Source organism: Pseudonocardia asaccharolytica DSM 44247 = NBRC 16224 (genome assembly GCF_000423625.1).
GTDB classification, from domain to species: Bacteria; Actinomycetota; Actinomycetes; order Mycobacteriales; family Pseudonocardiaceae; genus Pseudonocardia; species Pseudonocardia asaccharolytica.
On record NZ_AUII01000004.1, the window covers coordinates 1 to 25,484 of the forward strand.

Consider the following 25,484-nt stretch of genomic DNA (forward strand, 5'->3'; position numbering starts at 1 on the left):
GTCCCGGTCGGCGGCGTCCCGGTCGGCGGCGCGCAGCAGGTACTGGGCGGCCTGCCCGGTGCCGTGTGCCGCGTCCGGATCGACGGCCATCCTCGCCACCTGGTCACGCAGCCACTCGGCGCCGCGGTCGGCCTGCAGCGACGCGTTCGCCGCGATCTTCGACCCGTCGATCGCGACCGTGCCCAGCCGGGCCAGCCCGGCCGCCCGGCCCGGCCGCAGCACCCGGGCGGACACCTCGGTGAACGCCTCCAGGTGCGTCCGGCGGAACCGGGAGATCACCGTGTGGTCCGGGGCGTCCTGGGCGCAGAGCACCCGGAACGCCACGTCGGTGCCGCACAACCGCTCGATCGCCCGGCTGGAGCGCGGCCCCACCGCGTACGCGTAGCGCAACAGGGTGAGCAGCATGTCCGGGTCATACCCCGCCCGCCCGGCCGCGGTGCGCCGGTCCCGCCCGTCGCGCCGCCGCGCCGCCCGCTGGTGGACCGCCGCGGTGTCCAGCGCGGCCACCGTGTCGATCACAAACCAGGCCAGATGGCCCTCCGGCAGCCAGTCGGACATGTTCGGCGGCAACAGGAACTCCTGGTCCCGCACCACCGGCCGGTACCCCTTCGCCACCGGCCAAGCATCCCGGGAAGAGGGGTCCACAGTGGATAGACGCGCTGATTCGCCAACAGCCTCCCCATGCGGCGTATGTCCCATTCTTGGTGATCATTGAGTGGGCCGGCGTGGTCAGCGCGTGTGCGACGCGGTTCGCGTGAAACCAGCACACTCAGTGAAACCGAGGATCCCGTCATTTGTCGTAGACGTCGCGCCGGTGCTCGAGCGTCACCACGACAACCAGTAGCACGTCGTCAGCCACCGTGTAGATGATGCGGTAGTCACCGACGCGCACGCGGAGCCCCGGCCGCCCCTGCAGTGCGCGCGCCGCCGGTGGACGTGGGTTGCGTGCGAGCAGCGCGATGGCGCCTTGGATGCGACGGCGCACCTGCGGATCGAGCTTGCGGAGGGCCCTGACCGCGGCTGGGCGAAGCTCGATGCGGTACGCGTTCACTCCCAGCCGAGGTCAGCCTTGACCTGGTCCCAGGGGATGTTGGGGCCTTCCTCGTTCATCGCGGCGTCGAAGGCCGCGATGTCCTCGGCGTCCTCCAGCGCGGCCATCAGCTTCTCGTACCGTTCGGGGCTGACCAGTACGGCTGCGGGGCGGCCGTAGCGCTCAATGAACACCGCCTCGGTGCGGGCCGTTTCAACCGCTTCGGGCAAGTTGTCCCGCGCTGCGCTGATGTTCATGGTGACCATGACACAAGCGTACAACTCTTTTCACATCTCGTACAAGATCGGTGGTTTCATTGCGACTCCGCCAGCGTGGGTGAGCTGGCCTTCGCGGCTCTCCCATTGTCCGGGCCGGCCTCGCGATCACCCGGCATGGCCGGAGGGAGACTCCGTCATGATCAGCCGGCGAGGTCGCCCAGCGCGTCCTCGATGGCGCGGTGGAAGGTCGGGTAGGCGTAGATCATCTGCTGCAGCCGAACGGTGGGCACCTCGGCATGGACGGCGACGGCCAGCGCGCCGAGCACCTCGCCCCCGACCGGTCCGGCCGAGGTGGCGCCGACGAGCACACCGCGGTCGGCGTCCTCGACGAGCTTGATCAGCCCGTCGTTGCCGGCCTTGTGGATCCACCCCCGCGCCGACGAGGGGACGCGGGCCAGCCCGGTGCGCACCCGCAGCCCGCCGTCGCGGGCGGCGGCTTCGGTCAGGCCCACCGACCCCACCTCGGGATCGGTGAAGGTGACCCGCGGGACCGCGCGGTAGTCGGCGCTCTCCCCGCCGCCCTCCTCGTCGTCGCTGTGCGGATTCAGGATGTCGGCGGCGGCGATCCGCGCCTGGTACATCGACACGTGGGTGAACGCGCCCTGGCCGGTGACGTCCCCGACCGCCCACACCCGCTCGGCGGCGCGCATCCGCTCGTCGACCGGGATGGTGCGGGCCTGCTCGTCCAGCCCGACCGCGCCGACCCCGAGCGCGGCCAGGTCGGTGCCCCGACCGGTGGCCACCAGCAGCCGCCGCGCGGCCAGCACGTCCCCGTCGTCGAGATGCATGCGGAACTGCCCGGCCGCGTGCTCGACGCGCCCGGCGGACACCCCGGCGCGCACCGCGATGCCCTCGGCGGCGAACACCCCGGCGAGCAACTCCGACGCCTCGGGCTCGTCGGCGGGCAGCAGCCGCTCCATCGCCTCCACCACGGTCACCGCGGTGCCGAAGCGGGCGAAGACCTGGGCGAACTCGCACCCGACGGGGCCGCCGCCGAGCACGATCAGCGCGTCGGGTAGCTGCTCGACCGCCACCGCCTCCCGGTTGGTCCAGTACGGGGTGCCGGCCAGGCCCTCGATCGGCGGGGCGGTCGGCTCGGTGCCCGGGTTGAGCACGATGCCCCTGGTGGCGCGGACCACCCGCGTACCGTCCGCTGTGGACACGGTGACCTCGCCGGGGGCGGTGATGCGCGCCCGGCCGCGGACGAACCGGCCGCCGGCCTTCTCGAACCGTTCGACCGCGACGGCGTCGTCCCAGTCGTCGGTGGCCTCGGCGCGGATCCGGGCGGCGACCGGCGCCCAGTCCGGCCGCACCTGGGCCGACCCGGCCAGCTCGTCCACCCGGCGGGCCTCGGCGAGCGCGTCTGCGGCGCGCAGCATCATCTTCGTCGGCACGCAGGCGTAGTAGGGGCACTCGCCGCCGAGCAGCCGGGCCTCGACGCCCACGACGGCGAGCCCGGCCCGGGCCAGCCGGGTCGCGGCGTCCTCCCCGCCCGGGCCCATCCCGATCACCACGACGTCCACGGTCACGGCCGGCATGGGTTCCTCCCCGCTGCTCGGTTGCTGGTCCAGCGCACTCGCCTCCGGCGTCACGACGCGCCACGGTGCAGCTATCCCCGGCCGGGACCGTCCTGAAACTCGCCCCGGATCCGACCGCTCCCGACCCTCCCTGCCTCGCGCATGGTAAGGCTAACCTTCCTTCATGAGCTCGGAGACGATCACCGAGGGCTCGGTGCTGCGCGCATCGGTGACCTCGCAGGCGCGCTACGTCTGTCTTGCGTCGGTGTTTCTCATCGGCCACCAGACGGGTGAGGCCCTCGTCCCGGTCCTGGTCGGTGCGGTCATCGACAACGCGGTCACCACGGGCGACGCCGGCGCGCTGGCCTTCTGGCTGCTGCTGCTCGGCCTGGACTTCGCGATGCTCTCGTTCAGCTACCGCTGGGGCGCCCGGCGGTCCTGGCTCGCCGACGTGCGCGCCGACCAGCGGCTGCGGCTACGGGTGACCGGCCGGGTGCTCGATCCGCGGGGCGGGGCCGAGTCGGGCCGGCTGCCCGGAAGTCTCGCGACCATCGCGGTGGCCGACGCCAAGCGGGTCGGGGTGGTCAACTTCGCGCTCCCGCTCGGGGTGGCGGCGGCGGTGGCGACCGTGGTCGTGGCGGTCGCGCTGCTGCGGATCTCGCTCCCGCTGGGGCTGCTCATCCTGCTCGGCACCCCGCCGCTGCTTCTGCTCGTGCACCTGCTGGGCAAGCCGGTGGAGCGGCGCAGCGGTCCGGAGCAGGAGCGTGGCGCCCAGGCCGCCGGGGTGGCCGCGGACCTCGTCGCCGGGGTGCGTGTGCTCAAGGGCATCGGCGCCGAACCCGCGGCGGTCCGCCGGTACGTCACCACCAGCCGCGAGGCCCTGTCCGCCACCCTGCGCGCGACCCGCGCCCAGGCGGGATACCAGGGTGCGGTGCTGGCCGCGAACGGGCTGTTCCTGGCCCTGGTGGCGCTGGTCGGCGGGCGGCTCGCGATGCAGGGGGAGATCAGCGTCGGCGGGCTCGTCGCGGCGGTGGGCCTGGCCCAGTTCCTGATCGGCCCGCTGCAGATCTTCGGCTGGGTCAACGGCCAGCTTGCGCAGGGGCGTGCCTCGGCCGCCCGCATCGCCACCGTCCTGTCCGCGCCGACCGCGGTCGGCGCGGGTTCGCGTCCGGCTCCCGTCGAACCGCGCGGCGAGCTGCGGCTGCGCGCCCTGACGCACGGCCCGCTCGACGGGTTGGAGCTGGCCGTCCGGCCGGGCGAGCTGCTCGGAGTGGCGGCCGATCCACACGCCGCCACCGCCCTGCTGCGCTGTCTGGGCCGCGAGGCCGAGCCCGACGATGGGGCGATCGAGCTCGACGGCGTGCCGCTCGCGCAGTACACCCCGGCCGACGCCCGCCGCCTCGTGCTCGTCGCCACCCACGACGCCGAGCTGTTCGCCGGGACGCTGCGGGAGAACGTGCTGGCCGGGGCGCCACCGGGCCGGGATCCGGCGCCGGCCATGGCCGCCGCGCAGGCCGATCAGGTGGCCGGGGTGCTCCCGGACGGAATGGACACCGCGATCGCGGAGCAGGGTCGCTCGCTCTCGGGCGGCCAGCGGCAACGAGTGGCACTGGCCAGGGCGCTGGCCGCGGACGTTCCGGTACTGGTGCTGCACGACCCCACGACGGCCGTCGACGCCGTCACCGAGGCCCGGATCGCGGCCGCGCTGCGCGAGGTCCGCCGCGGCCGCACCACCATCGTGCTGGCCACCAGCCCGGCCCTGCTCGGTGTCGCCGACCGCGTCGTCGTGCTCGAGCGCGGCCGGCTCCGCGCCGAGGGCACGCACCACGAGCTGCTGCACGCCGACGCCGGCTACCGCGCGGCGGTGCTCGGATGACCGAACCCCCCGCCTCTGGTGCGCAACGCGACATCCTGCCGATCGCCTCGGCCCGGCGCACCCGCGCCGTGCTGGGCGAGCTGCTGCGACCCTGCCGGGTCACGGCGACGGCCGCGCTCGGTGCGCTGGCCGCGAGCGCGGCCGTCAGCCTGCTCACCGCGCCGCTGCTCGGTCGCATCGTCGACCTCGTCGTGCAGGGCGGGACACCGGACGCCGTCACCGGGCCGGTGCTGGTGCTCGTCGCGGTGGCGCTGGGACAGGGCGTGGCGGCGGTGCTGGGCATCGCCGGGATCGCGCGCGTCGGCGAGAGCATGCTGGCCACGCTGCGGGAACGGTTCGTCGCGCACGCGCTCGGCCTGCCGCTGGAGCGCGTCGAGGCCGCCGGCTCCGGCGATCTGAGCTCGCGGGTCACCTCCGACGTCACGCTCGTCGGCGAGGCCGTCCGGGAGGCGGTGCCGGAGTTCGCCCGCGCGGCACTCGTCGTCGCGCTCACCCTCGTCGGTCTCGCCGTCCTGGACTGGCGGTTCCTGCTCGCCGCGCTCCTCGCCGTCCCGATCCAGGCGCTCACCGCGCGCTGGTACCTGCGCCGGTCCGCCCCGCTCTACGCCGAGCAGCGGGTGATCGGCGGGGCTCAGCACCAGCAACTGCTCGACACCGTCAGCGGGGCCGCCACGGTGCGGGCGTTCGGGCTGGCCGCGGAGCACCGCGAGCGGGTGCGGCGGCGCTCCGAGGACGTCGTGACGGCGGCGCTGCGCGTGGTGCGGCTGCAGACCGGCTTCTTCGGCCGGCTCAACCTCGCCGAGTTCGTCGGCGCCGCCGCGGTGCTCGCCACGGGCTTCGTCCTGGTCCGCGCCGGTGCGGTGTCCGTGGGCACGGCGACAGCCGCGGCGCTGTACTTCATCAACCTGTTCAACCCGATCAACCAGGTGCTCTTCCTGCTCGACACCGCGCAGTCGGCCGCCGCGAGCGTGGCCCGGATCGTGGGGGTCGCCGATCTGCCGGCCGAGCACCAGCCCGAGCGGCCGGCCCGCCCGGTCGACGCGTCGGTGCGCGCCAAGGAGCTCGGGCACCGCTACGTGGCGGGCCACGACGTGCTCGATCGGGTGAACCTCGACGTGGCGGACGGCGAGCAGGTGGTGCTGGTCGGGGGCAGCGGAGCGGGCAAGACGACGCTGGCCAAGCTCGTGGCCGGGGTGCACCGGCCCAGCCGCGGCAGCGTCGACATCGGCGGCGTGCAGCTGTCCGAGCAGGGCCCGGCGGTGCTGCGGGAGACGATCGCGCTGATCACCCAGGAGGTGCACGTCTTCGCCGGGCCGCTCGCCGACGACCTGCGGCTGGCCCGGCCGGACGCCACCGAAGGTGAGCTGCTGGCCGCCCTGCAGACCGTCGGCGCCCGCGAATGGGCCGAATCGCTGCCGGCGGGACTCGACACGGTCGTCGGCACCGGGGGGCATCCGCTGACGGTCGTGCAGGCCCAGCAGATCGCGCTGGCCCGCCTGGTCCTGGCCGACCCGCCCCTCGCGATCCTCGACGAGGCGACCGCCGAGGCGGGCAGCGCCGGGTCCCGGGTGCTGGAGGCGGCGGCGCGGCGGGCGCTGGCCGGCCGGACCGCCCTCGTCGTGGCCCACCGGCTGACCCAGGCCGCGAGCGCGGACCGTGTGGTGGTGCTCGAGGCCGGGCGGGTGGTCGAGCAGGGCAGCCACGACGAGCTGGTGGCCGCCGGCGGCCGGTACGCGCGGCTGTGGGCCGCCTGGCAGGACGCGCGCTGACGCTGCTGTATCAGGGCCGGGCGGTGAGATATCCGCCCATCGTGCGGAAGTACTCCGTCGCCGCGTACTCCCGCCCGTCCTCGGTGCGCACCCGCTCGACGACCAGCCCGGGCTCGCGGCCGGTGCGCGCCCGCGGGCCCGCCACGATCACCACCCCGTCGCCCTCGCGGAAGAAGATCCGCCCCGGGGTGCCGCCGTAGGGCCGCTCGGAGACCCGGGCGGACAGGATGCGCAGCACCGCACCGCGGTGGTGGGTGAACGCGTTCGGGTAGGGATCGGACTGCGCGCGCACCAGGTTGGCGATGTCGCGGGCGGACCAGTTCCAGTCGATGCGGCTGTCCTCGATCGAGCGCTTGTGGAAGAAACTGGCCCGGGAACGGTCCTGCGGGAGCCAGTCGGTGCGCCCGGAGGCGAGGAGATCGAGCCCCTCGACCGTGATCGGCCCGAACAGCTCGAGGGTGTGGTGGAACAGGTCGGTCGCGGTGTCCCGGGGGCCGACGGGCACGGCCCGCTGCATCACGATGGCGCCGGCGTCGAGCTCGGCGTCCATCAGGTGCGCGGTCACCCCGACCTCGGTCTCGCCGTTGATGATCGCCCAGTTGATCGGGGCGAAGCCGGCGTAGGCGGGCAGCAGCGAGTCGTGCACATTGAGCGTGCCGTACCGCGGCAGGTCGAACACCTGCGGCGGGATCCAGGTGCGCCAGTTCGTCGCCACGATGACGTCGGGCTCGGCCTCCTTGAGACGCCGGTGCAGCTCCTCGTCGTCGGGCTGGGTGCGCAGCAGAACCGGCAGGTCGTGCCGCAGGGCCAGCTCCTCGACCGAGTCACCCCAGATCCGTTCGTAGGCGTGGTCGCTGGGCGGGTGGGTGACGACGAGGGCCACCTCGTGTCCCGCCTCGAGCAGCGCCGCGAGCGTGCGGTGCCCCCAGGTCTGGTAGCCGAACATGACGACGCGCATCGAGCAGGCACCCCTTCCGTGACGGATCGAGCGCACAGTTAAGCGAGGCTTGCCTCACTACACAAGGGGTGGAGACTGTGTCGCTCAGCGGAGCCGATCTCCGCCATCCGGGCTAGCTCACCGCCAAGTCTTAGGTTAGGGTGCCCTCTGCATTGGCAAGGGCAGGCTCATGCCTGATTCGGGTTGACGAGGGGACTGGTATGTCCGTCACGACACGCGCCGCATCGCCGATTCACGATCTCATCGGCGTGGGCTTCGGCCCCTCGAACCTCGCGCTGGCGATCGCGGTCGCCGAGGAGGAGCCGGCGGACGCCGGAACGGGGTCGGCGTTGTTCCTGGAGCGGCAGCCGCGCTTCGGCTGGCACCGCGGCATGCTGATCGACGACGCGACGATGCAGGTGTCGTTCCTCAAGGACCTGGTGACGCTGCGCAACCCGGCGAGCCGGTTCAGCTTCCTGTCGTATCTGCACAGCCGCGGCCGGCTCGTCGACTTCATCAACCACAAGAACCTCTTCCCACTGCGCGTGGAGTTCCACGACTACCTGGAGTGGGCCGCGGCGCAGGTCGGGGACCTCGTCCGCTACGGCCACGAGGTCGTCGGCGTGCGCCCGGTGACGCTTCGCGGGACGGTCGAGGGCTTCGAGGTGACCACCCGCGGCCCCGATGACCAGCTCACCAGCCATCGCGCCCGCAACGTGGTGTTCGGGCTGGGGCTGCGGCCCAAGCTGCCCGACGGCGTCTCGGCCGGGCCCCGGATCTGGCACAACCGCGACCTGCTCCGCTCGGTCGACGGACTCGGCGCCACCCGGCCCTCGCGGTTCGTCGTCGTGGGTGCCGGGCAGAGCGCCGCGGAGGTCACCGCATTCCTGCACCGGAGCTTCCCGGAGACGGAGGTCTGCTCGGTCTTCGCGCGCTACGGCTACAGCCCGGCCGACGACAGCTCGTTCGCGAACCGGATCTTCGATCCGGAGGCCGTCGATCACTTCTTCGCCGCGCCCGAGCACGTCAAGCAGATGATGGTCGACTACCACGCCAACACGAACTACTCCGTGGTCGACATCGACCTGATCCAGGACCTCTACCGGCGCGTCTACCAGGAGAAGGTGCTGGGACACGAGCGGCTGCGTCTGTTCCCGGCCTCCCGGCTGGCCTCGGTGGTCGCCGACGCGGACAGCGTCGCGGTCACCGTCGAATCACTCACCACCGGCGAGGTGACGCGGCTCGACGCGGACGTCGTCGTCTACGCGACCGGCTACCGCCCGGCCGACCCGCTGACGCTGCTGGGTGAGCTCGGGGCCGCCTGCCACCGGGACGACCAGGGACGACTGCGCGTCGAGCGCGACTACCGCGTCGTCACCGAACCCGAGGTGCGGGGCGGGATCTACCTGCAGGGGGGCACCGAGCACACCCACGGGCTGTCGTCCTCGCTGCTGTCCAACGCGGCGGTCCGGGCCGCGGAGATCCTGCGTTCGATCTTCGCGAACCGGCGGCGGGCGCTGCCGATGTCCCGCGACTCGCTCACCCCGGCGGTCTAGATCCACCTCCGCGCACGGCGGAGCGGTCCGCCGGAGTTCAACCCTGCCCGAAAGAAGGATGCACCATGTTTCCCACCCGAACCGCCCGCCGGGGCCTGGGGGCCGCGCTCGCGCTGCTCCTCGCCACGCTCCTGGCCGCCTGTGGCGGCGCCGAACCGAAGGTCGACGCCGCGGCCGACACCCGGACGGGGGCGTTCCCGGTCACCGTCGAGCACAAGTACGGGAGCACGACGATCCCCGCGCAGCCGCAGCGGATCGTCACCCTGGGCCTCTCCGACCAGGACGCGGTGCTGGCGCTGGGCCACAAACCCGTCGGGGCGGTCGCCTGGTTCGGCGAGGAGCCGTTCGGCAAATGGCCCTGGGTGCGGACGCTGTGGGGCGCCGCGCCGCCGACCATCGTCGGTGAGCGCGACGAGTACAACATCGAGCAGATCGCCGCGCTGAAACCCGACCTGATCATCGCCCAGTACTCGGGGATGTCGCAGACCCAGTACGACCGGCTCTCCGGAATCGCGCCCGTCGTCGCGCAGCCCAAGGGATTCGAGGACTACCAGGCGCCGTGGCAGGACATGACGCGCGCGATCGGCAAGGCGCTCGGCCAGGAGCAGAAGGCGGACGAGCTGATCGACGGCATCGCCGACCGGTTCGCGAAGATCCGCGCCGAGCATCCGGAGTTCGCCGGGATGACCGCCGTGGTGGCCGAGAACTACGAGCCGGGCCAGTACACGGCGTTCTCACCGAAGGACCCGAAGATGATCTTCATGTCCGAGATGGGCTTCACCATGCCGCAGGCCCTGCAGCAGTTCATCGGCACGAAGAACCTCGTGGACTTCAGCGCCGAGCGGCTCGACCTCCTCGAGGCCGACCGGCTGGTGTGGCTGACCGGTGACGCGGGGACCGAGCCGCGGATCAAGGCCGACCCGCTCTACCAGCGGCTGCGCGTCGCGACCGAGCACCGCGAGCTGTTCGTGCCCTACGACGTTCCCCCGATCGGCGCGGCCCTGTCGTTCAACACGGTCCTGAGCATCCCGTACGCCGCCGACCAGCTCGTTCCGCAGCTGGCCGCCGCCGGAAAGCAGCAGTAGGAGCCAGGATGCACGGCGTCCCGATCCCACCCGACGTCCCGGCCGGCGCCCGGCCACTCACCGCCGCCCAGGACGGCATCTGGCGGGGCCACCGGCTCGACCCGGACACCCGCCGCTACACGATCGGCTGGTCGGTCGAGCTGCGCGGCGCCGTCGACCTCGATCAGCTGGCCGCCGCCGTGCGCCGCGCCGTCGCCGAGGCGGACGCGCTGCACGTGCGGGTCGAGGCGCGGGACGGGACGCCGTACCAGCACCCGGGGCCGCCGGCCGGCGACCCCGAGGTGCTCGACCTCTCCGGTGAACCCGACCCGGCTGCCGCCGCCGACGCGCTGGTCCGGGCGGACCTGGCCGCGCCGCTCGATCCGGCCCGGCCCCCGCTGCACCGCCACGCGCTGCTGCGCCTGGCCCCGGACCGGGTGCGCTGGTACCAGCGCTACCACCACGTGATCATCGACGCGCACGGCGTCGCGGCGCTGACCGCGCGGGCGGCCGCGCTGTATGGCGGGCCGGGGAACGACACGCCGGACTGGTCGCTGGACCGGCTCGTCGCGCACGACCGGGCCTACCGCGGCTCGGACCGGCACGCTGCCGACGTCGCCCACTGGAGGGCGCTGCTCGCCGACCGCCCGCGGCCCGCGCGGCTCGTGTCGCTCACCGACACCCCGGACCGGCCGCGGCGGCGCACCGTGAACCTCGACGCCGACGCGACGGTCCGGCTCTCGGCGGCGGCCGCCGCAGCCGGCGGAGGCCTGTCGCGGCTGCTGATCGCCGCCGTCGCCGCCTACACCCACCGGGTCAGCGGCGCGACCGATCTGGTCCTCGGGCTGCCGATGTCCGCCCGCGACGCCGAGATACGCGGCCTGCCCGCGATGGCTTCGACCGTGCTGCCGCTGCGGCTGGCGGTCCATCCCGGGCTCACCGCCCGCGAACTGCTCGCGGCGGTGGACACCGCGGTCGGCGCGGCGGCGGCGCACGCCCGCGTCCCCGGCGAGGAGCTGGCCCGCGACCTCGGCCTGGCCGGCGGGCTGCGCGAGCTGGTCGGGCCGACGGTCAACGTGCTGCCGTTCGACCGCGACCTGGCGGTCCCGGGGCTGGACGTCGACGTCGTCAACCACGCGCTCGGCCCGGTGCACGACCTGGCCGTCGCGTTCGCGCTGCGGCCCGGCGGCCGGGGCCTGCGCATGCACCTCGACGCCGACGCCGCGGCCTGCGACGAGACCGCACTCGCCGAGCACGAGCGCCGCCTGCGCACCGTGCTGGACGCGCTCGCGGCGGACCCGGACCGGCCGCTGGGCCGGATCGACCTGCTGTCCGCCGCCGAGCGCGCGGACGTCACCGCGCTCGGCGTGGGCGAGCCACCCGCGGTCGAGGACGTGACCTGGCCCGAGGCGTTCGCCCGGCAGGCCGCCGCGACCCCGGACGCGGTCGCGCTCGTCTGCGCCGACGAGACCCTCAGCTACGCGGAGCTGGACGCCGCCTCCGACCGGCTGGCGCGGCTGCTGGCCGCCCGCGGGACCGGCGCCGAGGACGTCGTCGCCGTCGCGCTCCCGCGCACTGCCGAGCTGGTCGTCGCGCTGCTCGGCGTGCTCAAGGCCGGCGCGGCCTACCTGCCGCTGGAGCTCGACCACCCCGCCGAGCGGCTGGGTTACACGGTCGAGGACGCCGGTGCGCGCACCGTCCTCACCGTCTCGGGCGTGCTCGCCGACCTCCCCGGTGGGCCGGAGCCGATCCTGCTCGACTCCGCCGCGGTGCGCGCCGCGCTGGCCGCGCAGCCGCCCGGCCCGCCGCCGGTGCGGATCGCGCTCGACCACGCCGCCTACGTCATCTACACCTCCGGATCGACCGGCCGCCCCAAGGGCGTCGTCGTGTCGCACGACGGCGTCGGCGCGCTCATCGCGACGGCCGCGCGACGGCTCGGGGTGGACGCGAGCAGCCGCGTCGTGCAGTTCGCCTCCGTCGGCTTCGACGTGGCGGTATGGGACCTGGTGATGGCGCTGTCCACCGGGGCCAGGGCGGTGCTGGTGCCCGCCGAGCGCCGGGTCGCGGGCCAGCCGCTGACCGGTTATCTCGCCGCGCACGGCGCCACCCACATGATCCTGCCGCCGTCGCTGGTCGCGGCGCTGCCCGCCGAGGCCGAGCTGCCCGAGGGCGCGGTGCTGGTCGTCGGCACCGAGACCGTGCCCGCCGAGCTGATCACGCGCTGGGCCAAGCGGCTGCGGGTGATCGCCGCGTACGGGCTCACCGAGGCCACCGTGAACTCGACGCTGTGGGCGGCGGAACCGGGCTGGTCGGGTCCGGTGCCGATCGGCGTGCCCGACCCCGGCACGCGGTGCTACGTGCTCGACGCCGCGCTGTGCCCGGTCGGCGTCGGCGTGGAGGGCGAGCTGTACGTGGGCGGGCGCGGGCTGGCCCGCGGCTACCACCGGCGGGCGGGCCTGACCGCGGAGCGCTTCGTTCCCGACCCGTTCGCCGGCCCTGGTGCGCGGATGTACCGGACGGGGGACCGGGCGCGGTGGCGAACCGACGGGTCGCTGGACTTCCTCGGTCGGGCGGACGCCCAGGTGAAGATCCGCGGCCACCGGGTGGAACCGGGCGAGATCGAGAGCGTGCTGATGGGGCACCCGGACGTCGCGGCGGCGGCGGTCGTGGCCGTCCGCGACCACCGCGGGACGCTGCGCCTGGCGGCGCACGTGCTCCCGGCCGACGTCCTCGACCCTCCGGACCCGGAGGCGCTGCGTGGGCACGTCGCCGGACTGCTGCCCGAGCACATGGTTCCCGCCGCGGTCCTGCTGCGCGACGCGCCGCTGCCGCTGACCCCCAACGGGAAACTCGACCGGGCCGCGCTGCCCGCCCCGGACCGAACGGCGACGACCGCCCCGGGGGCGGCTGCGTCGACCCCGGCCGAGCGCGTCCTGGCCGGGCTGTTCGCCGAGGTCCTCGCGTTGCCCGCGGTCGGCGTGCACGACAGCTTCTTCGCCCTCGGCGGCGACAGCATCTCGGCGATGGCGCTGGTGGACCGGGCGCGGCGGGCCGGGCTGGAGATCACCCCGCGCGAGGTGTTCAGCCACCGCAGCGTCGCCGCGCTGGCCGCGGTGGCGCGTCCCGCGCACGGCCGCGATGCCGCCGTCGCCCCGTTCCGCCTGGCCGAGCCGACGCCGACGGAGCGGGCCGAATCCGCGGACGTCCTGCCGGTGACCCCGCTGCAGCAGGGGCTCTACGTCCACGCCCAGCTCGACGCCGGGCGCTACACCGCGCAGATCGCGCTCGACCTCGACGGCGACCTCGACGCCGCCGCGGTGCGCCGGGCCGCCCAGCGGCTGGTGGACCGGCACGACGCGCTGCGCGCCGGGTTCGTCCAGCGGGCCGACGGCCGGGTCGTCCAGGTGATCGCCCGCGGCGCCGCGCTGCCATGGCGGGCCCTCGACCTGAGCGACCGGCCCGAGCGGGCCGCGGCGCTCGCCGCGCGCGAGCGCGAACAGCGCTTCGACCTCGCCCGGCCCCCGCTGATGCGCGTCACCCTGCTGCGGCTCGGGGTAGCGCGGCACCGGCTGCTGCTCACCGTCCACCACATCGTGATCGACGGCTGGTCGATCGCGGTGCTGGTGCGCGAACTGCTGACCGGGCTGGACGGCGACACCGCGCTGCCACCCGTACCGCCGCTGGCGGCGCACCACGGCTGGCTGGCCGCGCGCGACCGGGCCGCGGCGCGCGCCGCGTGGCGCGCCGCGCTGGCCGGACTCGACGGTCCGGGCCGGCTGGTCCCGGTCGCGGCCGGCCCGGACGGACCGGTCGCCGAACACCGCGTCCTGCTTGCGGCCGAGCTCTCCGCCGGGCTGACCGCGCTGGGCCGGGCCCACGGGCTCACCCTCGGCACCATCGTCACCGGGGCGTGGGGCCTGCTGCACGGGCGGCGCACCGGCGGCCATGACGTCCTGTTCGGCACCGCGACCTCGGGCCGCGACGCCGCGCTCGACGGCGTCGACGCGATGGTCGGGCTGTTCGTCACCACGGTGCCGGTGCGGATGCGCTGGCGGCCGGCCGAGCCGCTGCGGGTCGTGCTCGCCCGGCTGCAGGACGAGCAGGCCGCGCTGCTCGACCACCGTCACCTCGGACCCGCCGAGATCGCCAGGGCCGCCGGGCTGGACGCCGGCGAGGAGCTGTTCGACACCCTCGTCGTGCTGGAGAACCAGCCGGCCCCTGCACCCGATCCGCGGCTGCGCGGGATGCAGGTGCGCGACACCACCCACTACCCGCTGACCCTGACCGTGCAGCCCGGTGCGCGCCTCGAACTGCGGCTGGAGCACGACCCGTCCCGGCTCGACGCGGCCGCCGTGGCGGGGCTCGGCGACCAGCTCGTCCGGCTGCTCACCGCGGTCGCGACCGACCCGGACACCCCGGTCGCGGCCGTGGACCTCACCGGCGACGTCCCGGCGCTCGCCGGGCCGGTGCAGGAGGTGCCGGACGCGACGCTGGCGGGGCTGGTCGCCGCGCAGGCCGCCGCGACCCCGGACGCGACCGCCGTGATCGCCGGGGACATCGAGCTCAGCTACGCCGAGCTGGACCGGCGGGCGGCGGCGCTCGCCGAGCGGCTGCGCGCCGCCGGGCTCGGCACCGAGGACGTCGTCGGCGTCGCGCTGCCGCGCTGCCCGGAGCTGATCGTGGCGCTGCTCGGGGTGCTGCGGGCCGGGGCGGCGTACCTGCCGCTCGACCCGGACTGGCCCGCGCAGCGCCGGGAGCTGATGCTCGCCGACTCTCGCGCGCGGGCGCTGCTGAGCACCGCGGACCCGGGCGGTGTCACGCTGGAGGAGCTGCGGCCCGGCCGCGGGCCAACGATCGGGACACCCGACCCCGACGCCGCCGCATACCTGATCTACACCTCCGGTTCCACCGGGCGGCCCAAGGGCGTCGTGGTGACCCATCACGCGATCGTCAACCAGATCGCCTGGTCGCAGCGCGAGTTCGGGCTCGGACCGGACGACCGGGTGCTGCAGCTCGCGTCGGCGAGCTTCGACACCTCGGTGTGGGAGATCTTCTGGCCGCTCGCGACCGGGGCGGCCGTCGTCCTGCCCGCCCCGGGGGCACACGCCGATCCGGTGCAGCTGGCCGCGGAGATCCGCCGCCGCGCGGTCAGCGTCGTGACGTTCGTGCCGTCACTGGTCGAGGGCTTCCTGCACACCGCCGAGCTGACGGCCGATCCGGGCTGGGCGGCGAGCCTGCGCTGGGCGTCCTGCGGCGGGGAGGCGCTCGGCGCCGACCTCGCGGCGCGGTGGCGGGCGCTCACCGGGGTGCCGTTGGACAACTTCTACGGCCCCACCGAGGCTGCGGTGCAGGTCACCTACTGGTCCGCGGACGTCGAGGACGGTGCGTCGAGGGGGTCGGTCCCGATCGGCGGGCCGGTCGCCAACACGGTGGTGCACGTGCTGGACTCCTGTCTGCGCCCGGTGCCGCCCGGCGCGATCGGCGAGCTGTACCTCGGCGGGGTCCAGCTCGCCCGCGGCTACCACCGTCGCCCGGGGACCACCGCGGAGCGGTTCGTCGCCGACCCGTGCGGGCCCGCCGGGGCACGGCTGTACCGGACCGGAGACCTGGTGCGCCGCGGCGCCGATGGGACGTTGGTCTACATCGGACGGGCCGACCAGCACGTCAAGCTGCGCGGGCACCGGATCGAGCTGGGCGAGATCGAGGCCCGGCTGGACCGGGAGGCCGGCGTCGAGCGCTCGGTCGTCGTCGTGCGCGCCGACGGCGCGTCCGCCCGGCTGGTCGGGTACGTGGTGCCGGCCGCCGGTGCCCGTCCCGACCCCGCCGGGCTACGCGCGGCGGTGGCCGCGTCGCTGCCCGCCGCGATGGTGCCCGACGCGATCGTCGTGCTCGATGCGTTGCCGCTCACCCCGAGCGGCAAGGTGGACCGCCGGGCGCTGCCCGCGCCGGCCGTGGCGAGACCGGCCGGCGCGGGCCCGGCCGCGCCCGTCCCGGTCGCGGGCGATCCGGTCGCCGTGCTCACCGGGATCGTCGGCGACGTCCTCGGGCTCGACGCGGTCGGCCCGGACGACGACTTCTTCGCCCTCGGCGGCGACAGCATCCTCTCGATCGCCGTCGCGAGCCGGGCCCGCGCCGCGGGGCTGCCGATCGGCCCCCGCGAGGTGTTCACCCACCGCACCCCCGCCGCCATGGCCTCCGGCCTCGTGAGTGAGAAGGTACGCCCTGGCGTGACTTCTCGCTCACGGGCGCGTGCGCACCTGCTCCCGGCCACGCACTGGCTGCGCGAGCACGGCGGGCCGGTCGAGCGGTTCACCCTGCCGATGCTGGTCGCGACACCGCCGGGCGTCTGCGCCGCGTCGCTGGCCGCGGTGCTGCAGGCCGTCCTCGACCACCACGACGCGCTGCGCCTGCAGCTGAGCCGGGCGGGCGGCGCCTGGGCGCCGCGCCTGCGCCCACCGGGCTCGGTGCGCGCCGCGGACCTGCTGCACCGGGTCGACGCCACCGGACTGGACCCCGCGGGGCTGCGCGCCGCGATCGGCACCGCGTTCGACGCCGCGGTCGCGCGGCTGGACCCCGATGCCGGGATCATGCTCGCGCCGGTGTGGTTCGACGCGGGCCCCGGACGTCCCGGGCGGTTGCTGCTGGCCGCACACCATCTCGCCGTCGACGGCGTGAGCTGGCGGATCCTGTTCGAGGACCTGGCGACCGCCTGGGTGGCCGTCGCCGCGGACCTGCCGCCGCAGCTGCCGCCGGTGGTGACGTCGCTGCTCGAGCACGCCGGCGCGCTCGTCGACGAGGCGGCGGCACCGCGGCGACTCGCCGAGCTGGAGCATTGGGCGGCCACCATGGCGCCGGGCGGCGAGCTGGTGCCGGGCGCACCGGCCGCGTCCGGACCGGTGCGGCGCCTCGAGGTGCGCCTCGATCCGCGGACCACGGCGGCGCTGCTCACGGCCGTGCCGGCCGGGGTGCGCGCCGATATCACCGACGTGCTGGTCGCGGCGCTGCGGACGGCGGTCTCGCGGTGGCGGGACGGAGCCGGCGACCTGCTCGTCGACATCGAGCGCCACGGCCGCGAGCCGATCGAGCCAGGGACCGACCTCGCACGCACCGTCGGCTGGTTCACCAGCGTCGCCCCCGTCCGGCTGGCGGCCGGGAGCACGCTCAAACAGGTCAAGGACGCGCTGCGCGCCGCCCCCGACCGCGGAATCGGCCACGGCCTGCTGCGCTATCTCAACCCGCAGACCGCCCCCGTGCTCGCCGCGGCCGGCGCACCCCAGGTGCTGTTCCACTACTTCGGTCGCTTCCCCGCCCCCGCGCTCGCCGACTGGCTCCCCGCGCCCGAGTCCGATGTGCTGGACGGGCGGGGCGGGCTGGGCCCCTCGCATCTGCTGGAGATCAACGCGGTCGCCGCCGAGACCCCGGACGGGCCGCAGCTGCGCGCCGCGTGGAGCTTCTCCGGCGCGCTGCAGGCCGACACGGTCGCCGCCCTCGCGCAGGGCTGGCTCGGCGCGCTGCGCGAGCTGGCCGCCGACCCGCCCCGCGGCCTCACCCCGTCCGACCTCGATCTGGTCGCGCTCACCCAGGACGAGATCGACCGCGTCGAGCGGCTCGGCCCGGCGCGGGTGGGCGATATCTGGCCGCTCTCCCCGCTGCAGGAGGGCATGTTCTTCCATGCCAACCTCCAGGCCGGGCTCGACGACGGCGACGGGCTCTACACCGGCCAGGACGTCTTCGACCTGCGCGACCGGCTCGACGCCGCCCGGCTGGGCCGGGCCGCCGCGGCGCTGCTCGCCCGCCATCCCGGCATGCGCGCCGGGTTCACCGGCGACGGCCTGCGCACCCCGGTGCAGTTCGTCGCCGAGGACCTGCGGATGCCGCTGGACGTCGTCGACCTGACCGGGCTGCCGCCCGACGAACGCGAGTCCCGCGCCGAGGCGCTGCTGGCCGCGGACCGGGCCCGGCCGTTCGACCTGGCCCGCCCGCCGCTCGCCCGGCTGCTGCTGCTGCGCCTCGGCGAACCCGGCGGGGACGTCGTGGACCGGTTGGTCGTCAGCCACCACCTGATGGTGTGGGACGGCTGGTCGGCGGGACTGTTCCTCGAGCAGCTGTTCACGCTGTACGCCCGGGACGGCGACGAGGCCGACCTGCCCCGCCCCGGCACCTACCGCGACCACCTGGCCTGGCTCGCCGGCCAGGACGTCGACGCGGCCATGGCGGCGTGGCGCGACGCCCTCGGCGGGCTCGCCGAGCCGACGCTGGTCGGGCCTGCCGGGACGGATCCGGAGCCACCGCGGCGGCTGCGCGCCGAGCTGCCGGAGGAACTCACCGAGGCGCTGCGCGCCACCGCCCGTCGCGCCGGGCTCACCCTGAACACGCTGCTCTCCACGGCGTGGGGGCTGGTGCTCGCAGCCACGCTGGGTCGCGACGACGTGGTGTTCGGGGCGACGGTCGCGGGCCGTCCCGCCGAGGTGCCCGGGGTGGAGAGCATCGTCGGTCTGTTCCTCAACACCGTGCCGGTGCGGGTCGGTCTCGACCCGGCCGAGCCGGTGCGCGATCTGCTGCGCCGCGTCCAGGAGGCCCGCACCGCGCTGCTGGCGCACGAGCACCTCGGGCTGGGCGAGGTGCAGCGCCTGGCCGGGCACGCCCCGCTGTTCGACACGCTGTTCGTCCTGCAGAACTTCACCGGCGACGACGAGCTCGCCGCCTTCCGCGACCGGTTCGGCATCGTGGCCTCCCGCACCGAGGACGCCACCCATTTCCCGCTCACCCTGGTTGTCACCCCGGGCCGGCGGTTGCGGCTGTTGCTCGTGCACCGGCCGGGTGCGGTCCCGCCGGCCCGCGCGCGGGCGGTGCTGGACCGGTTCGCCGTCGTGGCGCAGCGGCTGGTGACCGCGCTGGACAACCCGGTCGGCAGGCTCGATCTGCTACTGCCCGGCGAGCGGGTCGCCCCGCCCGGCACCACCTGTGACGTTCCCGACGCCACGATCGCGGAGCTGCTCGCCGAGCGCGCCGCGGCGCAGCCCGACGATCCCGCGCTGGTGTTCCGCGGCGCGACGGTGCGCTACGCCGAGCTGGACGCCCGGGTCAACCGGCTGGCCCGGCTGCTGCTGGCCCGCGGCGCGGGCCCGGAGCGGATCGTCGCGCTGGCGCTGCCCCGTTCGGTCGAGATGGTGGTCGCACTGTTCGCGGTGCTGCGCACCGGCGCGGCGTATCTGCCGCTGGATCTCGACCATCCGCGCGAGCGGCTCGCCGGCATGGTGGCCGACGCCGACCCGATCTGCGTCCTGACCATGTCCGGGGTCTGGCCGGGCGGCACCGACACCCGCATTGCGCTGGACGACCCGGCCGTCGCGGCCGAGCTGGCCGCGCTGCCGGCCGGCCCGCTCACCCCTGCCGAACTGGGCGGTTTCGCCCCCGGCGTCCCCGGCCGGCTCGACCATCCCGCCTACGTCATCTACACCTCCGGGTCCACCGGCAGGCCCAAGGGCGTCGTCACCCCGTACCGGGGCCTGACGAACATGCAGCTCAACCACCGGGCGGCGATCTTCGGCCCGACGATCGGACGGACCGGGGGACGGCGGCTGCGCATCGCGCACACCGTCTCGTTCGCCTTCGACATGTCGTGGGAGGAGCTGCTCTGGCTCGTCGAGGGCCACGAGGTCCACGTCTGCGACGAGCAGCTGCGCCGCGACGCCGAGGCGCTGGTCGGCTACTGCGCGGCGCACCGGATCGACGTGGTCAACGTGACCCCGACCTATGCCCAGCTGCTGGTCGAGGAGGGTCTGCTCGACGGGCCGCATCGCCCGCCGTTGGTGCTGCTCGGCGGCGAGGCGGTGGCGGAGTCGCTGTGGACGCGGCTGCGCGAGACCGGCGGGGTGGAGGGCTACAACCTCTACGGCCCCACCGAGTACACGATCAACACCTTGGGCGCGGGCACGTCCGAGTCGGCGACCGCGACGGTCGGGCGCCCGATCACCAACACCCGCGCCTACGTGCTGGACTCGCGGCTGCGGCCGGTCCCGCCCGGCACCCCGGGCGAGCTGTACATCGCCGGAACCGGCCTGGCCCGCGGCTATCTGGGTCGTCCGGGGCTCACCGCGGAGCGGTTCGTCGCCGACCCGTTCGGTGCGCCCGGCGGGCGGATGTACCGCACCGGCGATCTGGTGCGGCTGGACGGCCACGGGCAGCTGGACTTCCTCGGCCGCACCGACGACCAGGTCAAGATCCGCGGCTACCGGGTGGAGCCGGGCGAGATCGCCTCGGTGCTGGCCGAGCATCCCGGCGTCACCCAGGCCGCGGTCGTCGCGGCTGGGTCCGGGGCGTCGGCCCGGCTCGTCGGCTACGTCGTGGCCCCCGGGACGAACGGCGCGGCGGTGCCGGACGGCCTGCGCGCGCACGCCGCCGCCCGGCTGCCCGGCTATATGGTCCCGGCGGCGCTGGTCGCGGTCGATCACTTGCCGCTGACGGTCAACGGCAAGCTCGACGTCCGTGCGCTGCCCGCGCCCGATCCGGTCGCCCCGACCGCCTACCGGGCCCCGCGGACCCCGACCGAGCAGACGCTCTGCGCGCTGTACGCGGAGCTGCTCGGGGTGGAGCGGATCGGGCTCGACGACGACTTCTTCGCCCTCGGCGGCCATTCGCTGCTGGCCACCCGGCTGGTCAGCCGGGCCCGCGCCGCGCTGGCCGCCGAGCTGAGCCTGCGCGACCTGTTCGAGGCGCCGACCCCGGCCGAGCTGGCCGGACGGCTGGTCAGCGGGGCGGTCCGCCCGCCGCTGGTCTCCGCCCCGCGTCCGCAGCACCCGCCGCTGTCCTCGGCGCAGCGGCGGCTGTGGCTGCTCGACCGGTTGGAGGAGGGCTCGACGGCCTACCACTTCCCGCTGGTGCTGCGGTTGCGCGGCGAGCTCGACGTCGTCGCGCTGGCCGCGGCGCTGGGCGACGTCGCCGCGCGGCACGAGGTGCTGCGCACGGTCATCGGCGAGCGCGACGGCGAGCCCTACCAGCGGGTGCTCCCGCCGTCCCGCCCGCATGTCGCGGTCCGCGCGGTGGAGCCGGATGCGGTGGCCGAGGCGGTGGCCACCGAGCTGGCGCGGCCCTTCGATCTCGCCGTCGAGCCGCCGCTGCGGGCCACCGCGCTGCGGGTCGCCCCGGACGAGCACGTGCTCGTGCTGCTGCTGCACCACATCGCGACCGACGAATGGTCCGACCGGCCGTTTCTGCGTGATCTGTCCGCCGCGTACGCCGCCCGCCGCGCCGGTACCGCGCCGGACCTGGCGCCGCTGCCCGTGCAGTACGTCGACTACGCCCGCTGGCAGCACGCGCTGCTCGGCGATCCGGTCGATCCGGACAGCCTCGCCGCCCGCCAGCTCGCGTACTGGGGGCAGGTCCTGTGCGGCGCCCCCGAGGAGCTGGAGCTGCCCACCGACCGGCCGCGCCCGGCCCAGCCCTCGTTCCGCGGCGACGAGCTGGAGCTCGACCTGGACCCGGCCGTCTGCGACGGCCTGCGGCGGATCGGGCGCGCGGCCCGGGCGAGCATGTTCATGGTGCTGCACGCCGCGGTCGCGGCCCTGCTGCACCGGCTCGGGGCGGGCGAGGACGTCCCGCTCGGCGCTCCGATCGCGGGGCGCACCGACCCGGCGCTCGATGATCTCGTCGGGTTCTTCGTCAACACCCTCGTGCTGCGCGCCGATCTGTCCGGCGACCCCGGCTTCGCCGAGCTGCTCGACCGGGTCCGCGCGCTCGACCTGGCCGCGTTCGCGCACGCCGACGTGCCGTTCGAAGCGGTTGTCGAGCGGCTCAACCCGGCCCGGTCGAGCGCCCGCACCCCGCTGTTCCAGGTGATGGTCGGCTACCACTGCCGCTCCGGCGAGCCCACCGAGCTGGCGGGGCTCGACGTCGGCTGGGAGCCGGTGCCGGCGGGCACCGCCAAGTTCGATCTGGTGTTCGCGTTCACCGAGCAGACCGGCGGGGTCGACGCGGGCCGGATCGGCTGCCGCATCGAGTACGCCACCGATCTGTTCGAGCGGGCGAGCGTGCAGCGGCTGGCCGGACGGCTGTCCGCGCTGCTCGCCGCCGTGGCCGCCGACCCGCACGCGCCGCTGCACACCGTCGAGCTGCTCACCCCCGACGAGCGGGAACGGTTGCTGCACACGGTGAACGCCACCGACCGCCCGGTGCAACGGTGTTCGCTGCCCGAGCTGTTCGCCCGCCGGGTCGCCGCGGCACCCGACGCGTCCGCCGTCGTCGACGACCAGGAGACGATCGGCTACGCCGAGCTCGACGCCCGCGCCGGCCGGATGGCGGCGCTGCTGGCCGGGCGCGGGGTCGACGCGGGTGATGTGGTCGCGGTGGCGTTGCCGCGCCGCGCCGGGCTGGTGGCCGCGGTGCTGGGCCTGCTGCGGCTCGGCGCGGTCTGGCTGCCGCTGGACCTGGCGCATCCCGCCGAGCGGCTGCGCTACCTGCTGACCGACTCCCGGGCCCGGGTGCTGCTCACCGACACCGAGACCGCTCCCCGGGTGCCCGCGGTGGACGGGATCGCGACCGTGCTGGCCGACGAGCCCGGGCCGGGCGGCCCCGTCCGCGCCGGGTTCCCCGATCCCGACCGGCCCGCCTACGTCATCTACACCTCCGGCTCCACGGGTCGGCCCAAGGGGGTCGTCGTCCCGCACACCGGGCTGGCGAGCCTCGCCGCCACCGCGGTGGACCGGATGGGGGTGACGGCGGCCAGCCGGGTGCTGCAGTACGCCTCGGTCGGGTTCGACGTCGTGGTGTTCGAGCTGACGATGGCCCTCGCCGAGGGCGCGACGCTGGTTTTCGCCCCCGACGAGGTGCGCGTCGCCGGGCCCGTGCTGGCCGATTTCCTTGCCGCGCAACGGATCACGCATATGATCCTGCCGCCGTCGCTGGTGTCGGCGCTGCCGGCCGACTGCGCGTTGCCCGACGACGCGGTGGTGCTCGTCGGCACCGAGACCGTCCCGCCGGACCTGGTCGGGCGGTGGGCGGGCCGGCTGCGGCTGTTCGGCGCCTACGGCCTGACCGAGGCGACGGTGAACTCGACGCTGTGGCCCGCCGAGCCGGGCTGGGACCGTGCGGTGCCGATCGGCTGGCCGGACCCGAACACCACCGTCCACGTGCTCGACGCGCGGCTGGCCCCGGTGCCGCCCGGCGTGGCGGGGGAGCTCCACGTCGCCGGTGACGGGCTGGCCCACGGCTATCTGGGCCGGGCCGGGCTGACCGCCGAGCGGTTCGTCGCCTGCCCGTGGGGCCCGCCGGGGGCGCGGATGTACCGCACCGGGGACCGGGCGCGCTGGGGCGCGCACGGGCTGGAGCATCTCGGCCGGGTCGACGGCCAGGTCAAGGTCCGCGGCGTGCGGGTGGAGCTCGGCGAGGTGGAGGCGGCGCTGGCCGCGCATCCCGGTGTGGCGCAGGCCGCCGTGGTGGCCGACCGCGGCGCCGAGACGGTTCGGCTGGTCGGGTACGTCGTGCCCGCGGGCGGTCCGGTCGACCCGGCCGGGCTGCGCGCCCACGTCGCCGCGCGGCTGCCCGAGCACATGGTGCCCGCGATGGTCGTCGCGCTGGACGGCCCGCTGCCGCTCACCCCGAACGGCAAGCTCGACCGCCGCGCGCTGCCCGCGCCGGACTGGGGGGCGATGGCCGGTGACGCGGCGCCGGAGACGCCCGAGCAGGAGGTGCTGGCCGGACTCGTCGCGGCCGTGCTGGGGCTGCCCCGGGTCGGGGTGCGCGACGACTTCTTCGCCCTCGGCGGGCATTCGATGGCCGCGATGCGGCTGGTCGGGCGGATCCGCGGGGCGCTGGGCGTCGACCTGTCGATCCGCGACGTGTTCGACGCGCCGACCGTCGCCGGGTTGGCCGGCCTGCTTGCCGAGCGCGGCGCCGGCGGGGCACGCCAGGGCCGGGCGGCGCGGCCGGCGTTGACCGCGGGTGAGCGGCCCGAGCCGCTGCCGCTCGCCCCGGCCCAGCGGCTGCCGTGGGAGCGGCACCGGCGGCGCCGGACCTGGGACCATGCGCTCACCCTGCGCTCCGAGGACGGTTTCGACCACGCCGCGCTGGCCGCCGCCCTGGAGGATGTGGTGGACCGGCACGAGCCGCTGCGCACCGCCGTGGACGGCGCCGTGCAGCGGCCCGTCGCACCGCCCGTGCTGGAGGTGGCCGCGGTGCCCGCGGGTGGGCTGGACGCCCGGATCGCCGCGCTGGCCGCCGGGGAACCGGACCTGGCCGCGGGGCCGCCGCTGCGCGCGGTGCTGCTGGTCGAGGACGGCGGGGCGGAGGTACTGGTGCTCGCCATGCACTACCTGGGCGTGGACGAGTGGTCGGTGGTGCCGCTGTTCCGCGATCTGCACACCGCCTACGCCGCCCGGCTCGGCGGCCGCGCCCCGGACTGGGCGCCGCTGCCGGTGTCCTATGCGGACTACACCCGGTGGGTGCACGAGCTGCTCGGCGACCCCGGTGATCCGGACAGCCGCGCCGCCGGGCAGCTGGAGTTCTGGCGCCGCACGCTGGCCGGGATGCCTGCCGAGCTGGCGCTGCCTGTCGACCGGGCCCGTCCCGCGACGCCCACGGGGGCGGCGGGCGTCGTCGAGTTCGCCCTCGACGCCGGTCTGCACGCGCGGATCGACCGGCTCGCCCGGTTGAGCGGGACCAGCCTGTTCATGGTGGTGCAGGCCGGCCTGGCCACCCTGCTCACCGCCCGCGGCGCGGGCCCGGACCTCCCGCTCGGCGTGCAGGTCGCCGGTCGCACCGAGGAGGCGCTGGCCGATCTCGTCGGCTGCTTCGCCGGGACCGTGCTGGTGCGCACCGACACCTCCGGCGACCCGACGTTCGCCGCGCTGCTGTCCCGGGTGCGCGAGGCCGACCTGTCGGCGCTGGACCGCCACGAGGTGCCGCTGCCCGACGTGCTCGCCGTCGCGCCCCCGGTGCCCATCGGGGTCCCGTGCCCGCAGGTCCTGCTCGTGCACCACGAGCAGGCCCGGCTCGCCGACCTGGCCGGTGACGCGGGTGTGTTCGGCGCCGTCCCGCCGGCGGCCACGACGGCCGACCTCACGGTCGGCGTCTACGAACCGCCCGGCGACGGGCCCGTTCCGGCCGAGCTGACCTACGCCGCCGACCTCTGCGACCCCGGCACGGCGCAGCGAATGGTCGCCGACCTGCTCGCTGTGCTCACCGCGGCGGTGGCCGACCCGCACCGTCCGCTGACCGAGATCACCGATGTCCTGGGGAGGACCCCGTGACCAACCCGTTCGACAACCCCGACGGCCGGTTCCTGGTGCTGGTCAACGACGAGGACCAGCACTCGCTGTGGCCGGCGTTCGCCGAGGTGCCGCCCGGCTGGCGGCGGGTGTTCGGCGAGGACACCCGCGACGCCTGCCTGGCCTACGTCGAGGAGCACTGGACCGATCTGCGCCCGCGCAGCCTGCGCGAACGCACCCGGGCCGTGGGCTGA

General features: G+C 75.4%; 11 protein-coding genes. 6 read left to right on the forward strand and 5 right to left on the reverse strand.

The window, feature by feature from the left end:
- The 4 genes from G567_RS0105995 to G567_RS0106010 all read right to left on the reverse strand — a co-directional run.
- Positions 1–615 (reverse strand): transposase (locus tag G567_RS0105995; RefSeq protein ID WP_028929273.1); only part of this gene is annotated, 615 nt, incomplete at its 3' end.
- Between the two features lie 175 nt (positions 616–790).
- Complete coding sequence (locus tag G567_RS0106000; protein WP_037056061.1) at positions 791–1,051, reverse strand: type II toxin-antitoxin system RelE family toxin; 261 nt, start codon at positions 1,049–1,051, stop codon at positions 791–793.
- Positions 1,048–1,296: a type II toxin-antitoxin system Phd/YefM family antitoxin gene (locus tag G567_RS0106005; protein ID WP_028929275.1), complete on the reverse strand. Its 249-nt coding sequence runs from the start codon at positions 1,294–1,296 to the stop codon at positions 1,048–1,050. Before G567_RS0106005 ends, G567_RS0106000 begins: the two co-directional genes overlap by 4 nt.
- A gap of 152 nt (positions 1,297–1,448) precedes the next feature.
- Positions 1,449–2,846, reverse strand: coding sequence for a dihydrolipoyl dehydrogenase family protein (locus G567_RS0106010; RefSeq protein ID WP_028929276.1), 1,398 nt, complete (start codon positions 2,844–2,846; stop codon positions 1,449–1,451).
- A 163-nt stretch (positions 2,847–3,009) separates the two neighbouring features.
- On the opposite strand from G567_RS0106010, the gene G567_RS0106015 reads away from it, so the two are divergent.
- Positions 3,010–4,701 (forward strand): ABC transporter transmembrane domain-containing protein, encoded by a 1,692-nt coding sequence (locus tag G567_RS0106015; protein ID WP_028929277.1) that lies wholly within the window; start codon positions 3,010–3,012, stop codon positions 4,699–4,701.
- Positions 4,698–6,470 carry an ABC transporter ATP-binding protein gene (locus tag G567_RS0106020; protein WP_028929278.1) on the forward strand — a complete coding sequence of 591 codons (1,773 nt, stop codon included), beginning with the start codon at positions 4,698–4,700 and terminating at the stop codon, positions 6,468–6,470. The genes G567_RS0106015 and G567_RS0106020 overlap by 4 nt, the downstream gene beginning before the upstream one ends.
- A gap of 10 nt (positions 6,471–6,480) precedes the next feature.
- On the opposite strand, the gene G567_RS0106025 is transcribed toward G567_RS0106020, so the two are convergent.
- The gene (locus tag G567_RS0106025) at positions 6,481–7,428 is read right to left on the reverse strand and encodes a methionyl-tRNA formyltransferase (protein WP_028929279.1); all 948 of its coding nucleotides are present in this window, start codon (positions 7,426–7,428) and stop codon (positions 6,481–6,483) included.
- Between the two features lie 200 nt (positions 7,429–7,628).
- Between G567_RS0106025 and G567_RS27005 the strand changes: the two genes are divergently transcribed.
- The 4 genes from G567_RS27005 (at position 7,629) to G567_RS0106045 (ending at position 25,484) form a co-directional block, all read left to right on the forward strand.
- Positions 7,629–8,963 carry a lysine N(6)-hydroxylase/L-ornithine N(5)-oxygenase family protein gene (locus G567_RS27005; RefSeq protein ID WP_037056063.1) on the forward strand — a complete coding sequence of 445 codons (1,335 nt, stop codon included), beginning with the start codon at positions 7,629–7,631 and terminating at the stop codon, positions 8,961–8,963.
- A gap of 65 nt (positions 8,964–9,028) precedes the next feature.
- Positions 9,029–10,048 carry an iron-siderophore ABC transporter substrate-binding protein gene (locus tag G567_RS0106035; RefSeq protein WP_051232401.1) on the forward strand — a complete coding sequence of 340 codons (1,020 nt, stop codon included), beginning with the start codon at positions 9,029–9,031 and terminating at the stop codon, positions 10,046–10,048.
- Positions 10,049–10,056: 8 nt separating this feature from the next.
- On the forward strand, positions 10,057–25,272 hold the full coding sequence (locus G567_RS0106040) for a non-ribosomal peptide synthetase (protein ID WP_051232402.1): 15,216 nt from the start codon (positions 10,057–10,059) through the stop codon (positions 25,270–25,272).
- The gene (locus G567_RS0106045; RefSeq protein WP_028929282.1) at positions 25,269–25,484 is read left to right on the forward strand and encodes an MbtH family protein; all 216 of its coding nucleotides are present in this window, start codon (positions 25,269–25,271) and stop codon (positions 25,482–25,484) included. The genes G567_RS0106040 and G567_RS0106045 overlap by 4 nt, the downstream gene beginning before the upstream one ends.

Bases quoted from the DNA above. Each gene is read 5' to 3' on its own strand.
- G567_RS0106040 (WP_051232402.1), top strand. From the start codon at position 10,057: ATGCACGGCGTCCCGATCCCACCCGACGTCCCGGCCGGCGCCCGGCCA.
- G567_RS0106025 (WP_028929279.1), bottom strand. From the start codon at position 7,428: ATGCGCGTCGTCATGTTCGGCTACCAGACCTGGGGGCACCGCACGCTC.
- G567_RS0106015 (WP_028929277.1), top strand. From the start codon at position 3,010: ATGAGCTCGGAGACGATCACCGAGGGCTCGGTGCTGCGCGCATCGGTG.
- G567_RS0106035 (WP_051232401.1), top strand. From the start codon at position 9,029: ATGTTTCCCACCCGAACCGCCCGCCGGGGCCTGGGGGCCGCGCTCGCG.
- G567_RS0106005 (WP_028929275.1), bottom strand. From the start codon at position 1,296: ATGGTCACCATGAACATCAGCGCAGCGCGGGACAACTTGCCCGAAGCG.
- G567_RS27005 (WP_037056063.1), top strand. From the start codon at position 7,629: ATGTCCGTCACGACACGCGCCGCATCGCCGATTCACGATCTCATCGGC.
- G567_RS0106020 (WP_028929278.1), top strand. From the start codon at position 4,698: ATGACCGAACCCCCCGCCTCTGGTGCGCAACGCGACATCCTGCCGATC.
- G567_RS0106010 (WP_028929276.1), bottom strand. From the start codon at position 2,846: ATGCCGGCCGTGACCGTGGACGTCGTGGTGATCGGGATGGGCCCGGGC.